At 57.7% G+C, this 15,326-nt stretch carries 19 protein-coding genes and 1 tRNA gene; 6 read left to right on the top strand and 14 right to left on the bottom strand.

What is annotated here, in order from left to right; genetic code table 11:
* Positions 1–214 precede the first annotated feature (214 nt).
* Entirely contained in the window at positions 215–1,087 is an 873-nt protein-coding gene (locus B5D32_RS06975; RefSeq protein ID WP_078784343.1) for a patatin-like phospholipase family protein, read from the bottom strand.
* Positions 1,088–1,214: 127 nt separating this feature from the next.
* On the opposite strand from B5D32_RS06975, the gene aroD reads away from it, so the two are divergent.
* Positions 1,215–1,958, top strand: a complete 744-nt coding sequence (gene aroD / locus B5D32_RS06970; RefSeq protein ID WP_159446997.1) for a type I 3-dehydroquinate dehydratase — start codon at positions 1,215–1,217, stop codon at positions 1,956–1,958.
* Positions 1,959–2,296: 338 nt separating this feature from the next.
* Here aroD and B5D32_RS06965 read toward each other — a convergent pair whose 3' ends face one another.
* The 5 genes from B5D32_RS06965 to B5D32_RS06945 form a co-directional block, all read right to left on the bottom strand.
* Complete coding sequence (locus B5D32_RS06965; RefSeq protein ID WP_078784341.1) at positions 2,297–2,464, bottom strand: 4Fe-4S ferredoxin; 168 nt, start codon at positions 2,462–2,464, stop codon at positions 2,297–2,299.
* Positions 2,465–2,661: 197 nt separating this feature from the next.
* On the bottom strand, positions 2,662–3,501 hold the full coding sequence (locus tag B5D32_RS06960) for a PSP1 domain-containing protein (RefSeq protein ID WP_078784340.1): 840 nt from the start codon (positions 3,499–3,501) through the stop codon (positions 2,662–2,664).
* 131 nt (positions 3,502–3,632) lie between these two features.
* A complete protein-coding gene (locus B5D32_RS06955; RefSeq protein ID WP_078784339.1) occupies positions 3,633–4,550 on the bottom strand; it encodes a DNA polymerase III subunit delta' in 918 nt (305 codons plus the stop codon).
* A complete protein-coding gene (locus B5D32_RS06950) occupies positions 4,550–4,873 on the bottom strand; it encodes a cyclic-di-AMP receptor (RefSeq protein WP_078784338.1) in 324 nt (107 codons plus the stop codon). Before B5D32_RS06950 ends, B5D32_RS06955 begins: the two co-directional genes overlap by 1 nt.
* A gap of 35 nt (positions 4,874–4,908) precedes the next feature.
* The gene (locus B5D32_RS06945; protein ID WP_078784337.1) at positions 4,909–5,553 is read right to left on the bottom strand and encodes a rhomboid family protein; all 645 of its coding nucleotides are present in this window, start codon (positions 5,551–5,553) and stop codon (positions 4,909–4,911) included.
* A gap of 145 nt (positions 5,554–5,698) precedes the next feature.
* Between B5D32_RS06945 and B5D32_RS06940 the strand changes: the two genes are divergently transcribed.
* The 4 genes from B5D32_RS06940 (at position 5,699) to B5D32_RS06925 (ending at position 7,630) form a co-directional block, all read left to right on the top strand.
* Positions 5,699–6,208: a helix-turn-helix domain-containing protein gene (locus B5D32_RS06940; protein WP_078784336.1), complete on the top strand. Its 510-nt coding sequence runs from the start codon at positions 5,699–5,701 to the stop codon at positions 6,206–6,208.
* Between the two features lie 149 nt (positions 6,209–6,357).
* Positions 6,358–6,579, top strand: coding sequence for a hypothetical protein (locus tag B5D32_RS06935; RefSeq protein WP_078784335.1), 222 nt, complete (start codon positions 6,358–6,360; stop codon positions 6,577–6,579).
* A gap of 122 nt (positions 6,580–6,701) precedes the next feature.
* Entirely contained in the window at positions 6,702–7,262 is a 561-nt protein-coding gene (locus tag B5D32_RS06930) for an alpha/beta hydrolase (protein ID WP_078784334.1), read from the top strand.
* A gap of 279 nt (positions 7,263–7,541) precedes the next feature.
* A tRNA-Ser gene (locus B5D32_RS06925) sits at positions 7,542–7,630 on the top strand.
* Between the two features lie 361 nt (positions 7,631–7,991).
* Here B5D32_RS06925 and B5D32_RS06920 read toward each other — a convergent pair.
* The 5 genes from B5D32_RS06920 to B5D32_RS06900 form a co-directional block, all read right to left on the bottom strand.
* Positions 7,992–8,330 (bottom strand): site-specific integrase, encoded by a 339-nt coding sequence (locus B5D32_RS06920; protein ID WP_330034532.1) that lies wholly within the window; start codon positions 8,328–8,330, stop codon positions 7,992–7,994.
* Positions 8,317–8,613, bottom strand: a complete 297-nt coding sequence (locus tag B5D32_RS06915; RefSeq protein ID WP_200805172.1) for a helix-turn-helix domain-containing protein — start codon at positions 8,611–8,613, stop codon at positions 8,317–8,319. Before B5D32_RS06915 ends, B5D32_RS06920 begins: the two co-directional genes overlap by 14 nt.
* Positions 8,614–9,496: 883 nt before the next feature.
* Positions 9,497–10,678 (bottom strand): FprA family A-type flavoprotein, encoded by a 1,182-nt coding sequence (locus B5D32_RS06910; RefSeq protein WP_078784332.1) that lies wholly within the window; start codon positions 10,676–10,678, stop codon positions 9,497–9,499.
* A 19-nt stretch (positions 10,679–10,697) separates the two neighbouring features.
* On the bottom strand, positions 10,698–11,390 hold the full coding sequence (locus B5D32_RS06905; protein WP_078784331.1) for a DUF2249 domain-containing protein: 693 nt from the start codon (positions 11,388–11,390) through the stop codon (positions 10,698–10,700).
* A gap of 4 nt (positions 11,391–11,394) precedes the next feature.
* Positions 11,395–11,652, bottom strand: a complete 258-nt coding sequence (locus B5D32_RS06900) for a DUF2249 domain-containing protein (protein ID WP_078784330.1) — start codon at positions 11,650–11,652, stop codon at positions 11,395–11,397.
* A gap of 120 nt (positions 11,653–11,772) precedes the next feature.
* Here B5D32_RS06900 and B5D32_RS06895 point away from each other — a divergent pair, with 120 nt between their 5' ends.
* Positions 11,773–12,468, top strand: coding sequence for a Crp/Fnr family transcriptional regulator (locus B5D32_RS06895; protein ID WP_078784329.1), 696 nt, complete (start codon positions 11,773–11,775; stop codon positions 12,466–12,468).
* A 514-nt stretch (positions 12,469–12,982) separates the two neighbouring features.
* Here B5D32_RS06895 and trxB read toward each other — a convergent pair.
* Genes trxB through B5D32_RS06880 form a run of 3 tightly spaced genes read right to left on the bottom strand, consistent with a single transcriptional unit; the run spans position 12,983 to position 15,321 of the window.
* Entirely contained in the window at positions 12,983–13,912 is a 930-nt protein-coding gene (gene trxB / locus B5D32_RS06890; protein WP_078784328.1) for a thioredoxin-disulfide reductase, read from the bottom strand.
* A 14-nt stretch (positions 13,913–13,926) separates the two neighbouring features.
* Positions 13,927–14,250: a thioredoxin gene (trxA, locus tag B5D32_RS06885; protein WP_055200381.1), complete on the bottom strand. Its 324-nt coding sequence runs from the start codon at positions 14,248–14,250 to the stop codon at positions 13,927–13,929.
* 27 nt (positions 14,251–14,277) lie between these two features.
* The gene (locus B5D32_RS06880) at positions 14,278–15,321 is read right to left on the bottom strand and encodes a ribonucleotide-diphosphate reductase subunit beta (RefSeq protein ID WP_005946381.1); all 1,044 of its coding nucleotides are present in this window, start codon (positions 15,319–15,321) and stop codon (positions 14,278–14,280) included.
* Positions 15,322–15,326 lie beyond the last annotated feature (5 nt).

The raw sequence follows: 15,326 nt of genomic DNA, 5'->3' as shown, positions 1-15,326 counted from the left end.
TGCAAGAAAAAAGGCTTCCCCCTCGGGGCTGCGCCCGCAGGCGCGTGTCGGAGCGCAACCGCCGAAGGCGGCTCTTAGCGCGTAGACTGAAGCTGTCGCCGCAGGCGACTGATGAGGGCAAAGTGTGCCACTACAACCCATTCAAGGGCAATTTCCGCAAACTTGCCCCTCATCCGGCCCTACGGGCCACCTTCCCCCGCAGAGGAAGGCTTTTTCACTTTTCCAGATACCCCTGCACCTTGTCCAGCGCCTCGCGGCCCTCGCGGTGGCCGCGGTTGTACAGGTCCAGCAGCTTGTTCTCGTCGCCCTCAAACCGGCCTATCGTGATCGGCTCCTGCGGGCGCACGCAGCAGATGCGCCCGTCCGCCTCCAGCTCATCCAGCTGATCCATCAGGGTGTTGTAGCGCAGCTCCTGGGTCAGCATATCGGCCAGAAACAGCGGCTTATCGCTGTAAAAGTCGTCGTACAGGTCCACCATCTTCTGGCCGGGCATCGCCTTGCGGAAGCCCTTCTGCCGCGTCGTGATGACAACGATCTTTTCAAAGCCCTCGTTCAGCGCCCAGTTCAGCGCGATCGGGCAGGAGCATCCGCCGTCGAGGTACGGCTGACCATCCAGCACGACAGGCACGGATGCCAGCGGCAGGCTGGCCGACGCGCGCACGGCCTCGTCGAACGGAAAATCCGTCTTTCCCTTCTCAAAGTAGGCGGGCTTGCCGGTCTCGACGTTCGTCGCCACCGCAAAGACCCGCATACCGCCGTGGGCGAAGGTCTCCTCGTCGAAGGGCACTTCCTTTTTGACGTCGTTCAGCATAAATTTCAGGCCAAACAGGCTGCCGCCGCGCAGCGCCGCCTTGGGGCCGAAATACCGGCTGTCGTGGCGGTAGCGCAGGTTGATGCTGGCGGACCGCCCCGGCTGGTGGGACGCATAGTTCAGTGCGTTCAGTGACCCGGCAGAGACTCCGGCCACCGCCGGGAAATAGACGTCATTCTCCATAAAGGTATCCAGCACGCCCGCCGTGAACAGCCCGCGCAGCGAGCCGCCCTCCAACAGCAGGATCGAATTGTCCGGTATCGTGATTTTGCTCATAAACAGCACCCCCTATTTAGCTATTTTACCGTATAAAATCCGCAGGTGCAAGCAAAAAAGCGCCGCAGTTTTACACATCGGGCAAATTGTGCTAAAATAGAAAAAACGCTCCGAGAGGATGATTGCTATGGTATCCCTTCGCGGTCTCACACTGACCGCCGCCCGGCCGCGCATCATTGTGCCGCTGTTCGCCCGCGATCCGGCAGCGCTCTGCCCTTTGGCGAAAGCCGCCAGCGCCGACCCCGCCGCCGAGCTGGTCGAGCTGCGTCTGGACCCGCTGCCCGCGGATGAATTTCTGAACGCGCTGGCGCTTGTGCGCGGCATCGTGGACAAGCCGCTGGTCGTCACGATCCGCACCCGGGCCGAGGGCGGTGAGCTTGCCCTGACGCCCGATGCCTACGCCGCGCACTGCCGTGCCCTGCTGGCACGCGGCGGCGTGGACGTGCTGGACATTGAGTGGCGGGCCTGCGGCGCGTTCCGTGCCGAGCTGCGCGACGCCGCCCACGCCGCCGGGGCCGCAGCGCTTTTCAGCGAGCATCACTTTGACGCCACGCCCGCCACGGATGCCATGGCGGACACCCTGACCGGCATGGCCGACGCCGGAGCCGACATTGCCAAGCTGGCCGTTATGCCCCGCTGTGCCGCCGACGCCGCCCGCCTGCTGGAGGCCACGGCCCGCGCCGCCGACGCCCGCCCGGACACGCCGCTCATCACAATGAGCATGGGCCCGCTGGGTGCCGTCACCCGCTTCTGCGGCGGTGCCTTCGGCAGCTGCGCGACCTTCGGTGTGACCTCCGGCACCTCCGCCAGCGCCCCCGGCCAGCCGCCCGCGGATGTACTGAAGGCAAAGCTGATAACCGCGCCCCTGTAACGCGCCTGTAATGCCCCTGTAATGCGCCTCTGTAGGGGCCGGACATGTCCGGCCCGCGCCCTTCCCGCAAGCGCCCGTCCGCCGTACACCGTCGGGCCGGGCATGCCCGGCCCCTACGGCACTGCTACAATAAAAAACGCCTGTTTGCCCTTTGCATCATAGGGTAGGGTCTTGACCCCACCGCGCCGCCTCCCGGAAATACGATTTCCCGGGATGGCCCCCGGAGCGGTCAAGACCGCTCCCTACAAAGCAATGGCAAACAGGCGTTTTCCTGTTCTCAAAACAAAAAACGCGCGGCCCCCTTTGCCTGGGGGCCGCGCGGAATGTGCTAATGTAGCTTACTCAGCCTGGATAGCACCGGTGGGGCAAACGCCCTCGCAAGCGCCGCAGTCAACGCAGGAAGCTGCATCGACAACAGCCTTGTCCTCCATGGTGATTGCGCCAACGGGGCAGGTGTCAACACATGCACCGCAAGCAACGCACTCGCTGGAAACGGTATGAGCCATCGTGAACTCCTTATCTCCGTGCTGAATCTATAGTTTGTACCCTCCCGGCCCTGCACGGCTGCTCCCCGGGATGGCACACAGTCGGTTTGCTCTGCCTACTGCGTTGTATTTAGTGTATCACATTACGACTGATTTGGCAAGTGCCATATCTTGAATTTTTTCGACGGTAAGTCGCAACTAACTGCCACTGTAGTCCGTTATTTGTCCTCTTTATCAGCGGGGAGCGGTGTGCGCTTGCCGCCGCGGACATAGACGCATTCGTCGCGCTTATAGATGCGCGGCGCCAGAATTTCCACGTTGGAGCGCACCTTCAGTGTGCCCGCCACCACGTTCACTTCAATGACCGTGCCCTCGCCGTCCGGCGTGCGGACGATGCTGCCCACCTGCGGCGTGATCGAGTTCAGGTATTCATAGCTCTTTTGTTCATAAGCCAAACAGCACATCAGGCGTCCGCACGACCCACTGATCTTGGCGGGGTTCAGGCTCAGCCCCTGCTCCTTCGCCATCTTGATGGACACGGGCTGGAAGTTTTTCAAAAACCGGCTGCAGCAGAACGGCTGACCGCAAAGCCCCAGGCCGCCCAGCATCTTGCTCTCATCGCGCACGCCGATCTGGCGCAGCTCGATGCGGGTGTGGAACTGGGACGCCAGGTCCTTGACCAGCTCGCGGAAGTCCACGCGGTTGTCGGCCGTGAAGTAGAACACCAGCTTGCTGCGGTCCAGCGTGTACTCGGCATCGACCAGCTTCATTTTCAGGTTGTGGGCGGCAATGCGCTGCTCACAGATATGGTACGCCTGCTGCACATCGGCGCGGTTCTGGCGCATACGGCGCACGTCCACGGCGTCGGCCACGCGGATGACCGGCTTGACCTCGCGGGAGAAGCCCGGCACCTCATGCGCGGCGCGGACGACCTCGCCGCATTCGGTGCCGCGGGCCGTCGTGACGACGACAAAGTCGCCCTCCTTGATCTTGAACTCGCCCGGGTCAAAATAATACGCCCGGCCATTCTCTTTAAATTTAACGGATACTACTTTCATTGGTTCGGTCCTTTTATATGGTCATTGTCATGTTAGCATTGTTGCAGGGGGCAGTGTCCCCGACGCCCCGGGCGGATATGAAATCCGCTCCTGCGCATGTAGGGCGGCTTCCCCCTCGGGGGAAGGCTCTTTCACGCAATCTCCCCCGCCAGCACGGCCACGTTCAACCGCAGATTTCCGTTTCCGGTCAGGCTTTTCCTTGCCCGGGCGTCGGCGTTCAAAATCTTCGCCGCGCCCGCCGGGGTCAGCCCGCCGCACTGCTCCTGCCCGTAGGCGGGGCGGCGCAGCACGGCGCTGCACAGCTGGTCCAGCGTCCACAGCAGGGCCGCAAAGCCGTCCTTGTCGCGCTCGTACTTCGTCAGCAGCGCCAGCGCACGGTAGGTGTCGCCCTGCGCCGCATAGCCGCACAGCGTTTTGGCCATGCCCAGCGCGGCTTTGGCCGTCGGGTCGTTCCAGCTTTTCAGCGCGGTGCCGATGTGCCCCTCATACAAAAACGCCAGCTCCTCCGCCGCCTTGGCGGGCAGACGCTCGGCCTTTAAGCGGGCGGCACAGTCTGCCGCGGGCACCGGCGCAATCGTGTAGGCCGCGCATCGGCTGCGGATCGTCGGCAGCACGGTGGCCGCGCTCGTCGCCGTCAGCAGGAACAGCACCCCCTCGGGCGGCTCCTCGATGATCTTCAGCATCGCGTTGGCGGACGACCCGTTCAGATTCTGCGCACCGTAGATGAACAGCACGCGGCCCGCCGCGTCGGTGGACAGCGCCGAGCGCTGGATCGCCTCCCGCGCCTCGCGCACCTTTTTAACGGGGATCTGCCCGCTTGCACCCTCGCCCTGCAGAACCAGGCATTCGGTGTCCTCTTTTTTCAGCACGGCCTCGGCGTGTGGGCCGCCGGCAGGGTACAGGTAATCGGCAGCAAGACAGCGCGCAGCAAAGCCCGCGCCGCAGCCCGGCTCCCCCACCAGCAAAACCGCATGGGGCAGCCGCCCGCCGCGCAGGGCCGTGCCAAGCTCGGCTTTCAGCGCGTCATTGCCCGCCAGGCGCTCCAGCATCACAGCTTCTCGAAGCGCTCGACGTTCGTGACCATGACGGTAGCGCCGCCGACCGTGACCTCCATCGGCATCGTGCTCTCAATGCCCAGGCCCAGCGTGGCCGTGCCGGGCACGATCTCGGTGCGCTGCTTGCAGCACTTGGAGATGATGCCGATGCAGTCATCGACGCGCTCGTCATCGGTGCAGATCAGCAGCGTCATGTTGCCCGCCATCAGGAAGCCGCCGGTGGTGGCCAGACGGGTGACGTAGAACTTGCTTTTCAGCAGCTCGTTGCAGACATTCTTGGAATCCTCTTTATTGACGATTGCAGTGATAAGCTTCATGGTTATCCAGCCTTTCTATTGATACATCGAATTTTTCAGCGGTTGCGGTTTTCCCAGTCGCGGCGGCGCTTCCAGTCCTTCACGGCGTCAACGCACCAGTCAAAGACCTCGCGGCCATAAAACGCCAGAAAACCCGCCAGCCCCAGCACGAGGCTGACCTTGATGGCGAAGCTGCCCGTCAAAAAGCTGAAGGCCCAAAACGCCAGCTCGATCCAGCCCAGGTATTTCATCTTGAACGGAATGATGCCAAACAGCAGCACCATCTGATCCGGCCACAGCCAGGTGTAGGCGAACAGCATGCTCTGGAAGATGGCGCTCGGCCCGGCGTAGCCTGTCAGAAAGCAGCTGACCCACGCACCCAGCATGCCCAGCGCCAGAAACAGCGTCGTGCGGAAATCGCCCCAGACGCGGGCCAGCGCGTTGCCCAGCCAGTAGTAGAACAGCAGGTTCAGCACGCCAAAGACGCCGCCCAGCCAGATGGGCTGGAACAAAAACGTGATAAGGCGCCAAATCTGTCCGTGCAGCACATAGGTGCGGCTCAGCATCAGCAGACTGCCGAAATCGCGGTTGAAGAACAGCATGATGATGCCTGCCGCCAGCTGTCCGATCAGCAGCCCGTTGATGAGGTTCGGGATGCCGAGGTTGCCGTAGCGGCGTTCGAGTTTATCGATCCAGTTCATGGGAGAAGCCCTCCGTTGCATACAAATTTACAGAATATATTATAGCAATTCCGCGCGCAAAGTGCAACAATTCCCTGTCGAATCCCTTGCGGCAAACCGGAAAATGTGCTACGCTTTTATCTATAATAATGAAACGAGGCCGAACATGGGACGTACATCCACCAAAGAAAACAAAAACAGCTACCAGCTTGCCCGCGAGGAGCTGGGCCTGACCCGCGAAAAAGCCAGTGAACTGCTGGAAACGATAGCCCCCGAGCGCATTGAAAAAATTGAGAACGAACGCACCGTGCCCCGCCCCGACGAGGTGCTGACGATGGCCGAAAAGTACAAGCGCCCGTCGCTGTGCAACTGCTACTGCTCGCAGCAGTGCCCTATCGGCCAGCGGTACGTACCGTTTGTCACGCGGCGCGAGCTGCCGGCCATCATCCTTGAGATGCTGGCCTCGCTGAACGCAATGAACAGCAAGAAGGAGCGCCTGATCGAGATCGCCGCGGACGGCAAAATTTCCAACGACGAAATCGACGATTTCATCCATATCCGTCAGGAGCTTGAGCGCATCTCCCTCACCGTGGAGACCCTCCAGCTCTGGACCGAGCGCATGCTGGCCAACGGCCAGATCGACGCGGAGACGTATAAAAGGAAGCTGGAGGAATAGCCTTCTATCTCTCCCCCACCAGCAAAAATTTCCCTCTATTTTTCTCTTTTTCTCCTGTTTCTGCAACAATTCCCGTGCTAAAATCGTATTACAGGTTGAGGGAACACGCCCTCACCTGACCGCGTACCTGCACAAAGGAGTTATAGAGGATGTTTACGCTGTTTGTTCTTTTTGTTTTTGCCTGGCTGTTCGTCAAGTCTGTCGGTTTGGCCTTCCATGTGACTTGGGGCCTGGCGAAATTTGTCGCCACACTGCTGTTCGTGATTGCCCTGCCGCTGCTGGTGGTTTTCGCCGTCGTCGGCGCGCTGCTGCCTCTGCTGCTGCCCCTGGCTCTCGTGGCTGCCGCCTTCTGCATTCTGAAAAAGGCATAAAGTACCCAACCGCCGTGCGGCCCGGAGCTGCACGGCGGTTTCTTGTCATTGCGGTGTCGGCGTGGTATACTTGTAGTCAGGGCGTTTTGCGTCTGCTATCATCCAACAAAGAGGTTTTTCCCATGAAGCTCGTCGTCTGTTTTCCCGGGATCGGCTACCACTGTGATAAGCCGCTGCTCTACTATAGCCGTAAGCTGGCGGCCTGCGCCGGGTACGACCACACCCTTTTGCTGCAATACACCTACCACAAGGACGGCCTGCGCGGCAGCCCCGCCGCCCTGCGCGAGGCATTTGACACCCTGTACGCCCAGGCCGAGGCCCAGCTGTCCGCCGTAGATTGGCCGCAATACGACGATGTACTGTTTCTTTCCAAGAGCATCGGCACCGCTGTCTCCGCCGCCTTCGCCCAGCGACACGGCATCCCCTGCCGCCAGATTCTCTACACGCCGCTCTCCCTGACGTTTGCGTTTGCCCCGCAGAATGCCCTTGCCTTTTTAGGCACCGCCGACTCCTGGAGCGATGTTTCCTCCGTCGCCGCCGCAGCCCGCGCCAACGGCACGCCGCTCTGTCTTTATGAGAACGCCAATCATTCCCTGGAAACCGGCAACGTTTTGCACGACCTGGCGACCCTGCAGGACGTCATGCAGAAAACGCAGACGTTCATTGCAGATACACTCCACTGACATTTTCCCGCCCGACATTTTCCCACCTGCAAAGAATTGACATTTGCCCCGCAAGCTGTTATAATAAGCTGTACAAAATTTATGCTGTGGAGCATTACCCAAGACGTCGTAAGAGGGAGCACTCGAAAGTTTGCATCCGGCAGGTCACCTTGTCCGCAGGAAATCCCATAACGGCGGGCTTTATCGGGTGTTGCGTACCCAACTTTTCATCGTTATCTTGCATCGAAATCTCGCATTTTTCCAAACGCTATGCGGGGCGGTGCGATAAAAACTAAATAAGCAGACGTATCGAAGCGGTCGTAACGAGATTGACTCGAAATCAATTTGACAGCAATGTCACGTGGGTTCGAATCCCACCGTCTGCGCCAAAAGCAGCACCCTGCGGGGTGCTGTCTTTTATTTTTGCGGCAAACTATGCAAGGGTTGCAAGGTGGGATTCGAACAGCCCATGCCCGGCGCTTTGCGTCCCGCCGTCTGCGCCAAGTATCACTACTCAATTTCACATTGGGTAGTGATTTTTTATTGCCGCTTTGCAAAATCCCGATGCTTTTCTTATAAACATCTCCCCTTTATTTTCAAGTAGTGATTTTCGGGTTCGGTACAAATCATACCAACAATCGCGGGAATTAGCTATTCACAGAACTACACAAGATTCTTCCTGCATCTTGGGTACAAATTGACAGCAAAAAAGACGGCACCCGATTTCTCAGGTGCCGCCCTCTGTTCATGTTACCACTTCTTTATGGGCTGCGCTTCCGGCAACGTCAGCGTGTTTGCCATCGTCCGGGCGCTCAGGTTCTTGGACTGCGAATCCAAGTGCGCGTAGATATTGGCTGTGGTGGAAATATCACTGTGACCTAACCACTCTTGAATCTGCTTCATCGGCACGCCCTCTTTCAGCAATAGGCTGGCGCAGGAGTGGCGCAAGTCGTGGAATCGGATCCTGCGCAGACCGTTCTCTTTCAGCAGCTGTGGAAAGCCCGTCGTCACGGAATCCGGCTGGATCAGGTTTCCCATTGCATCCACAAATACATAACGCATCGGCGCAAAACAATCAACACTGTCGATTCTCTGCTCGACAGTGTTGACCGCAAATTTGAAGGTAGGTAAACAGGTGTGCTTTGGGAATGCGATACGAGCGCCCGATTTTCATTGCCGGGATTTTGCCTTCGTGCAGCAGCTTGTACCCCGTTTTGGTGCTGATTCGCAGGGCATCGCACATCTGCTCGATGTTCATCACATCGGGATACTTGCGCAGCATCACACGGTAGGCATCGCACTGGTTAAATCCTTTGCTGCTTATACAAAACACCTCTTTTTTGAAAATTTGCGGATTTAATTCCACAAGCATGGCGGTCACTTGTTGAAAACTTGTGGCCGCCATAATCTGGAATCAAATGGTATACCCTATTCGACACTACTCCCCGGATATATGGGCGAACCACCGACCCGGCTGCTGGAAACAGCTCCCACTTCCTGTACCACATTGTTGGCAGTACCGCCGACGCCTTGAGAGCATCGCCACGGTGTGTATCACGATTGCTGACCCTTCGCTTGAGGTATGTGTTCCACGCCACCTTTCCCGCCTCTGGGGACGCTCCGCTGCGGTTAGGCAGCCTCATCGCGTCAGAGTCGGGACGCACCTGCCGACGCTCCTTGGGTTGCGGCAAGGTCAGTTGTATGTAGCCGGTGATTCGGATATTCGGTTATCAAGGTGCAGAAAAGGGGGACGAGGGATTTTTTGTCCCTCTATATATGAATATCGCTTTAGGAAGGTAAAAGTTGGAGAAAAATCTACAATTTTTTCAAAAAAATACCGCCCCATCTCACGATAAGGCGGTAGATTGCGTTATTCTATGCTGCTCCCAAGTTTTTAGATAACCAATCACCATTGGCGGCGTTCTCAAACACTTCAAAAGCATCTTGTAGTTCTTCCAATCACAGCTGGTGTGTCTCTTTCCAGAGTATTTGTTTTCCGCGACATCATTTAGCATCATCAGAATAAAACCCGATGGCCTTTTGCAAAGCCAAGAAATGCTTTCCTGTGTATTTGATTGCCCTGTGCTCTCCTTGCATTTCTATCCTACAGGTAATCAAATTCTCGCCATTTTCTTTCACATGGTAATCTTGTATCATCGAAATAAGCTCAGACAGATTCTTCTTTCCGTAAATAAATCAGCGACGATGTTTTGCTTTTGAGGCATCGGGCGGACAGACGAAGCCAGACTCGCCGCCTACTCCGCGCAGAGCTCCGCCACCAGAGCGTCCATCTGCGCTTCGCTGGTTTGGTTCAGTGCGCCGCGCAGCGATACATCTGTTTCACACAGTCGGAGTTCCTTCATCTTTTCCAACTCGGCGCGCATCAGCCGCGCGGCAGCAGGGGCCCATGAGCCGTTTTCCATGAGGCCGATCCGGCGGTTTCGGAATCCCTTTGTCTGTAAATGATCCAAAAAGGCCTTCATGGGCGGGAACAGTCCTCCGTCATAAGTGGAGCAGGCCAACACCAGTTTCCCACAGTAGAATGCGCTGGTCACGGCATAGGAAAGGTCTGTTGCCGTCAGATCGCACATGGTGACTTGCGCACCTTTTCCCTCCAGCTTGCTCTTGAGGGCCTCCGATGCATATGCGGTATTTCCATGGATGGATGCGTGAGCGATCAGGATGCCCTCCGGTTTTTCCGGTTTCCATTGTGACCAGAGATCATAGAGCCGCAGATACTCCCCCAAGTCTTCTGTGAGCATGGGGCCATGGAGCGGGCAGATCGTTTTGATCTCCAGCGCGGAGATTTTTTTCAGCAGCGCCTGCACCTGTGCGCCATACTTTCCGACGATGTTGTAATAATACCGCCGGGCCTGCGGCGCCCAGGGGGCACGGGCAGTCCGTTCCAGTGAACCGAAGCGGCCGAAGGCATCCGCCGAGAACAGGATCTTTTCCTCCTCTTCATACGCTGCCATCACCTCCGGCCAGTGTACCATCGGCGCCAGCAGAAAGCGCAGCCGGTGCAAACCCAAGGAAAGCGTATCTCTTTCGCCAACCTCCAGCAGACGGTCTTCCGAAAATGCACCTGTGCCGAAGAACTGCTTGATCATGGTAAATGTTTTCGCGTTTCCCACGATCTTCATCTCCGGGTACTTTTGTGCCAGCCGCATGAGGCTGCCGGAATGATCCGGCTCCATGTGTGTGACCACAAGATAGTCGGGGCTGCGCCCCTCCAACACCCGCGCCACATTGGAAAGCCATTCTTCCGCCGCCCGTGCGTCCACGCTGTCCATCACGGCGATCTTCTCATCCAGAATGACATAGGAGTTGTAGCTCACTCCCATAGGCTGGACGGGGTACTGGTTTTCAAAGAGTGCCAATGTGTTATCATCCACCCCTACATAGCGAATGGCATCTGTTACCGTTTGAATGGTCATAATACAAAACAACTCCTTATCATCTGTTCAGGACCTGCATCTCCGGGTTCTTCTCCCCGAATTTCTCGCGCAGCGCACTGCAGATATCCTCCCGGGACTTGCCCTGCTTCTCACCGTTTTTAATGAGCTTGTACGCCTGAAACAGCGCCGAGGGGCCGATCTCGCTGCTGAAAAAACCGATACCCTGATTCCATGCCAGCAGCTCGAACACATCGTCCAACGCGGCGCTCTCCACACCGTGGATATATGCCTTTACCAGCTCCCGCGCCGCCTGCCTCATCCGGCCCGCACCGACAGCGTTGGTCAGGGACAGCAGCAGCCGCGTTTCGTAGGGCAGTACGCGATTCTCGCTCTGCCATGTGGTCTCCCAAAAATCCACGGCGATCTGCCCCAGCTTTTCATCGATCATGGGATAGTTCAAAAGAGCCAGCGGCTTGAAGGGAGCGGAGCTGTCTCCTTCCTTCTTCTCCACACGGCAGAACCAGACATGGAACTCCGCCTCACTCCGCTGCTCGGTGTGGTGCTCGTAGCCCAAGCCCTCCATGACAGCGTACAGTGGATGCGGCTCAAAGGTCTGGATGATGTGTAATCCTTCGCCCACCTCCAACGCCTCGGCTCTTTTCTTCAGCCCTTCAAAGAAGCTGCCCTGTATATGGCGCACATCCACGGTCTGAAACCCCTGCGCCTTATTCTTCCAGTTTTCGTAGCTCATGCGGTTATTCTCCTTTCTTCACTCGATAAAACCAGATGTGATATTCGCTGCCGCTCACCTTCTCTGTGTGATGCTCAAAGCCCATAAGGGCCAGCACCGGATACAGGGGGACAGGCTCAAAGGTCTGGATGATATGCAGTCCTTCGCCGTTTTTCAGTGCGGCAGCCTTTGCCTTCAATGCGGGGAGGAAGTCCATCTTTTTGCCCCGCACGTCCATCACTTCAAATGTGCCGATTTTGTCCTTCCAGTTTTCATAACTCATAGTCTTTGCCTCTCTTGCAGAAAGCTCACGCCTCTTCGAAGCTCCTGTTGCTTTTGTGCGTTCATTGTACTATACTAAAAGCAACAAGTCAGTTGAATTTTCAACGAAAGAGAACTTTTTATGAAAGAATTTTTCCCGGCGCTCCACGCCACGGCGCTTTTCTCCGGTATTTCCGACGACGAGCTTGCCACCATGCTCTCCTGCCTCGGGGCAAGGATCGACACCTTTCCAAAAGGCTCCCGCCTGCTTCGCGCCGGAGAGGCGGTGGAGGAGGTGGGCCTTGTGTTGGCGGGCAGCGCCCTCATTATGCAGGAGGATATCTGGGGAAACCGCAACATCCTCTCCAAGACCGGGCCGGGGCAGACCTTCGCGGATGTGTTTGCCTGCGCGCCGGGAGCGGTGCTGAACGTGAGCGTGGAGGCGGAGAGCACGATGACGGTGATGTTTCTACACATAAGGCGCGTTTTGAGCGTGTGCCCCTCCGCCTGCTCCTACCATAGCCGGTTCATCCGCAATCTGCTGGGCGAGTTAGCAGAGAAGAACCTGCGGCTCAACGAAAAGCTCACCCACATGGGCCAGCGCACGACGCGTGCAAAGCTGATGTCCTATTTTTCCGCTGAGGCACTGCGACGCGGGGTCTATGAGTTCGACATTCCGTTTTCAAGGCAGCAGCTTGCGGATTACCTCGGTGTGGAGCGCAGCGGGCTGTCCGTGGAGCTTGGAAAAATGCGGGATGAGGGCCTGCTCGACTTTCACAAAAGCCATTTCCTTCTCAAAACGCCGGAGGCTGACCGTCCCTTTCCTTCTGCGCGTTAAGGAGCCCCCTTTGGGCGTATTAGCAAGTGCGGATAACCCCGTCAGCCACGGAGCGTCGGGGTTTTGCAGATGGAAGAAGCAGCTACGGTCTGTAGAGATCGGCAGGACAGCGTCAGCTCGTACAATCTGATTTGATCATACTCACAGCCGCTTTGGCTGTGGGCATTTTCTGTTTGAACTCCAAAAGCTTTGCAGAGCTCAACGAGCCTAATCGTACAACCGGAGCAGCGCCGCGCCGATTTTCTCAAATTATGTGACGCCATCACAGTAAAACCGCTTGTCACGCGGTATACCACGCATAAAAACACAGCCGCAGAGTACATCTGTGGCTGTGTTTTGTGTTCAGTTGCTCACTGTTGCGTGGACTGGATATGGAGAGACAACATATCTCCCGATCTTACATGGGTTATCTTATCTGCCATCACTCTGGCAGTTTGCCTTGCGGATATGTCGGCATCCCCACTGCGGTCGTATCCGGCCTGACCTTAAACATGGCTTTTTCAATCTACCTCCCTTATCGGTTTTCCGCGATATATTTCTCCGCCATGTGGACTGCCACCGCGCCGTCCGCCACGGCGGTGACCACCTGACGGAGGGGCTTCGTCCGCACGTCGCCCACGGCGTAAACGCCGGGAATACTGGTTTCCGTGGTCTCTCCGGCCACGATATAGCCGCCGCCGTCCAGCGCCAGTTGACCCACCGCCAGCGCCGTGGCGGGCTGTCGGCCCACGCTGACAAATACGCCGTCGCAGTCCACCACGCTTTCCTCACCAGTGACGGTGTCCCGCAGGCGGACGCCGGTCAGCCTGTCCCCGGAAAGCAGCGCGGAAATGACGCTGTTCCAACGGAATTCCACGTTTTCGGCCTGTGCCAGCGGCTCGTGATAGATCTTGGTGGCCCGCAGGGTGTCTCTGCGGTGGACGAGGATCACTTTTTTCGCCACGCGGCTGAGAAGGAGGGCATCTGCCGCGGCGGAATTGCCACCGCCCACCACGACCACCGTTTTGCCCTTGTAAAACATCCCATCGCAGGCGGCGCAGTAGGCCACGCCCCGGCCCACCAGTTCCGACTCTCCGGCCACGCCCAGCGTTCTGGGGTCCGCACCGGTGGCCAGCACCACGGTTTTCCCCCGGAAGATCCCCTCGCTGGTCTCCACGAGCTTGGGAACCGCCGTCAGATCCATGCGGAGGACTTCTGCGTATTCGCTGCGTGCCCCAAAACGCTCCGCCTGCTTTTGCATCTTCTCCGCCAGAGAGAAGCCGTCGATCCCGTTCTCAAAGCCGGGGTAGTTGTCGATCTGCTCGGTCAGGGCCATCTGCCCACCGGCAGACAGTTTTTCCAGCACGATGGTGTCCAGCCCCGCCCGTGCCGCGTACAGGGCGGCGGTGTAGCCGCCCGGTCCGCCGCCCACCACAATCATATCATAAACATGATTGTTGTTCATATCTGAATCCTCCGTTATTTCGCCAAGGCTTCCTGAATGAAACGGTCGATCTCTGCCTTTGAGCCGGGCGCGGTGATGGAACCCACGGCCTTTCCGTTCCGGAACAGCACCAGAGTCGGGATGACCTTGATCCCCTCGGCCCCCGCCAGCTGCGGCTCCTCGTCAATATTGATCTTGCCGACGGCAAGGCTGTCCGCGTATTCCTCTCCAATCTTCTCATACGCAGGGCCGATCCTCCGGCAATAGCTGCACCAGGGCGCCCAGAAATCCACCAAAACAGGCTTTTCCTCCCGGATCAACTGCTTAAACTGCTCCTGATTCATGTTCATAGCTGCCATATCTGCCAGCTCCTTTCCTTTGTTTTCTTATAAATCGTCTATCAGTGCGGTACTCTTGGCGTAGGCGGTACTGCGTGCCTCAAAGAAATCGGTCTTGACCATGTTGGCGTCGGCGTACTGGCTGACCCATTCCATGCTCTCCGGTTCGCTCTCAAAGCCCGGATACAATGCCGGATAGCCAAGGCTCGTCCAGCGAAGATTGCCGAGATAGCGGATGTAATCGCTGATCATCTGCCGGTTCAGTCCCGGGATGTCGTCGCCGATCACATAATGCCCCCATGCGATCTCCTGCTCCACGCCCTCACGCATCATCTCGCGCAGCGCTTGTACGCTCTCGGCGGTGAACAACTCCGGCTGCTCCTTTTGCAGCTCCGTGATGATATTGCGGAACAGCCACAAGTGCGTGTTCTCGTCGCGGTTGATATAGCGGATCTCCTGCGCCGAGCCGGGCATCTTCCCGTTTCGGGAGAGATTGTAGAAGAACATAAAGCCGCTGTAAAAATAGATGCCCTCCAAAATATAGTTCGCCATCATCACGCGCAGCAGCGTGGGAGCATCCTTCCGCTCCTGAAACTCGTTGTAGCAGTCCCCAATGAAGGTGTTGCGGCGCAGCAGATGCTCGTCCGTTTTCCATTGGTAGAGGATGTCATTGCGCTCCACAGGAGAGCAGATGGTGTCGAGCATATAGCTGTAGCTCTGTGAGTGGACACACTCCTGAAACGCCTGAATGGACAGGCAGAGATTGACCTCGTTGGCGGTAATGTAGGCGCCGATATTAGGCAGGTTCGCTGTCTGAATGGAATCCAAAAAGACAAGAAAACTCAAAATTTTATCGTAGGCGCTGCGCTCGGCTGACAGCAGGCGGGGATAGTCCTTCACATCCTGCGAGAGATTGATCTCCTCAGGAATCCAAAAGTTGTTCATGGCCTGCCGGTACCAGTCGCTGACCCAAGCGTACTTCATATTGTTGAAGTCGTTGAGGTTGGTGGTATTGCCGCCGATCATGCGCCGCAGGCGCACATCAGGGTCGCCCTCCGGGTTAAAGAGGGGCTTTTTCTTCAGTTCCGTCATGCTAT

The sequence above is a fragment of the Gemmiger formicilis genome (assembly GCF_900167555.1).
GTDB classification, from domain to species: Bacteria; Bacillota; Clostridia; order Oscillospirales; family Ruminococcaceae; genus Gemmiger; species Gemmiger formicilis.
Note: the sequence above shows the minus strand (reverse complement) of the source record. Positions and strands in the feature narration are given on the sequence as shown.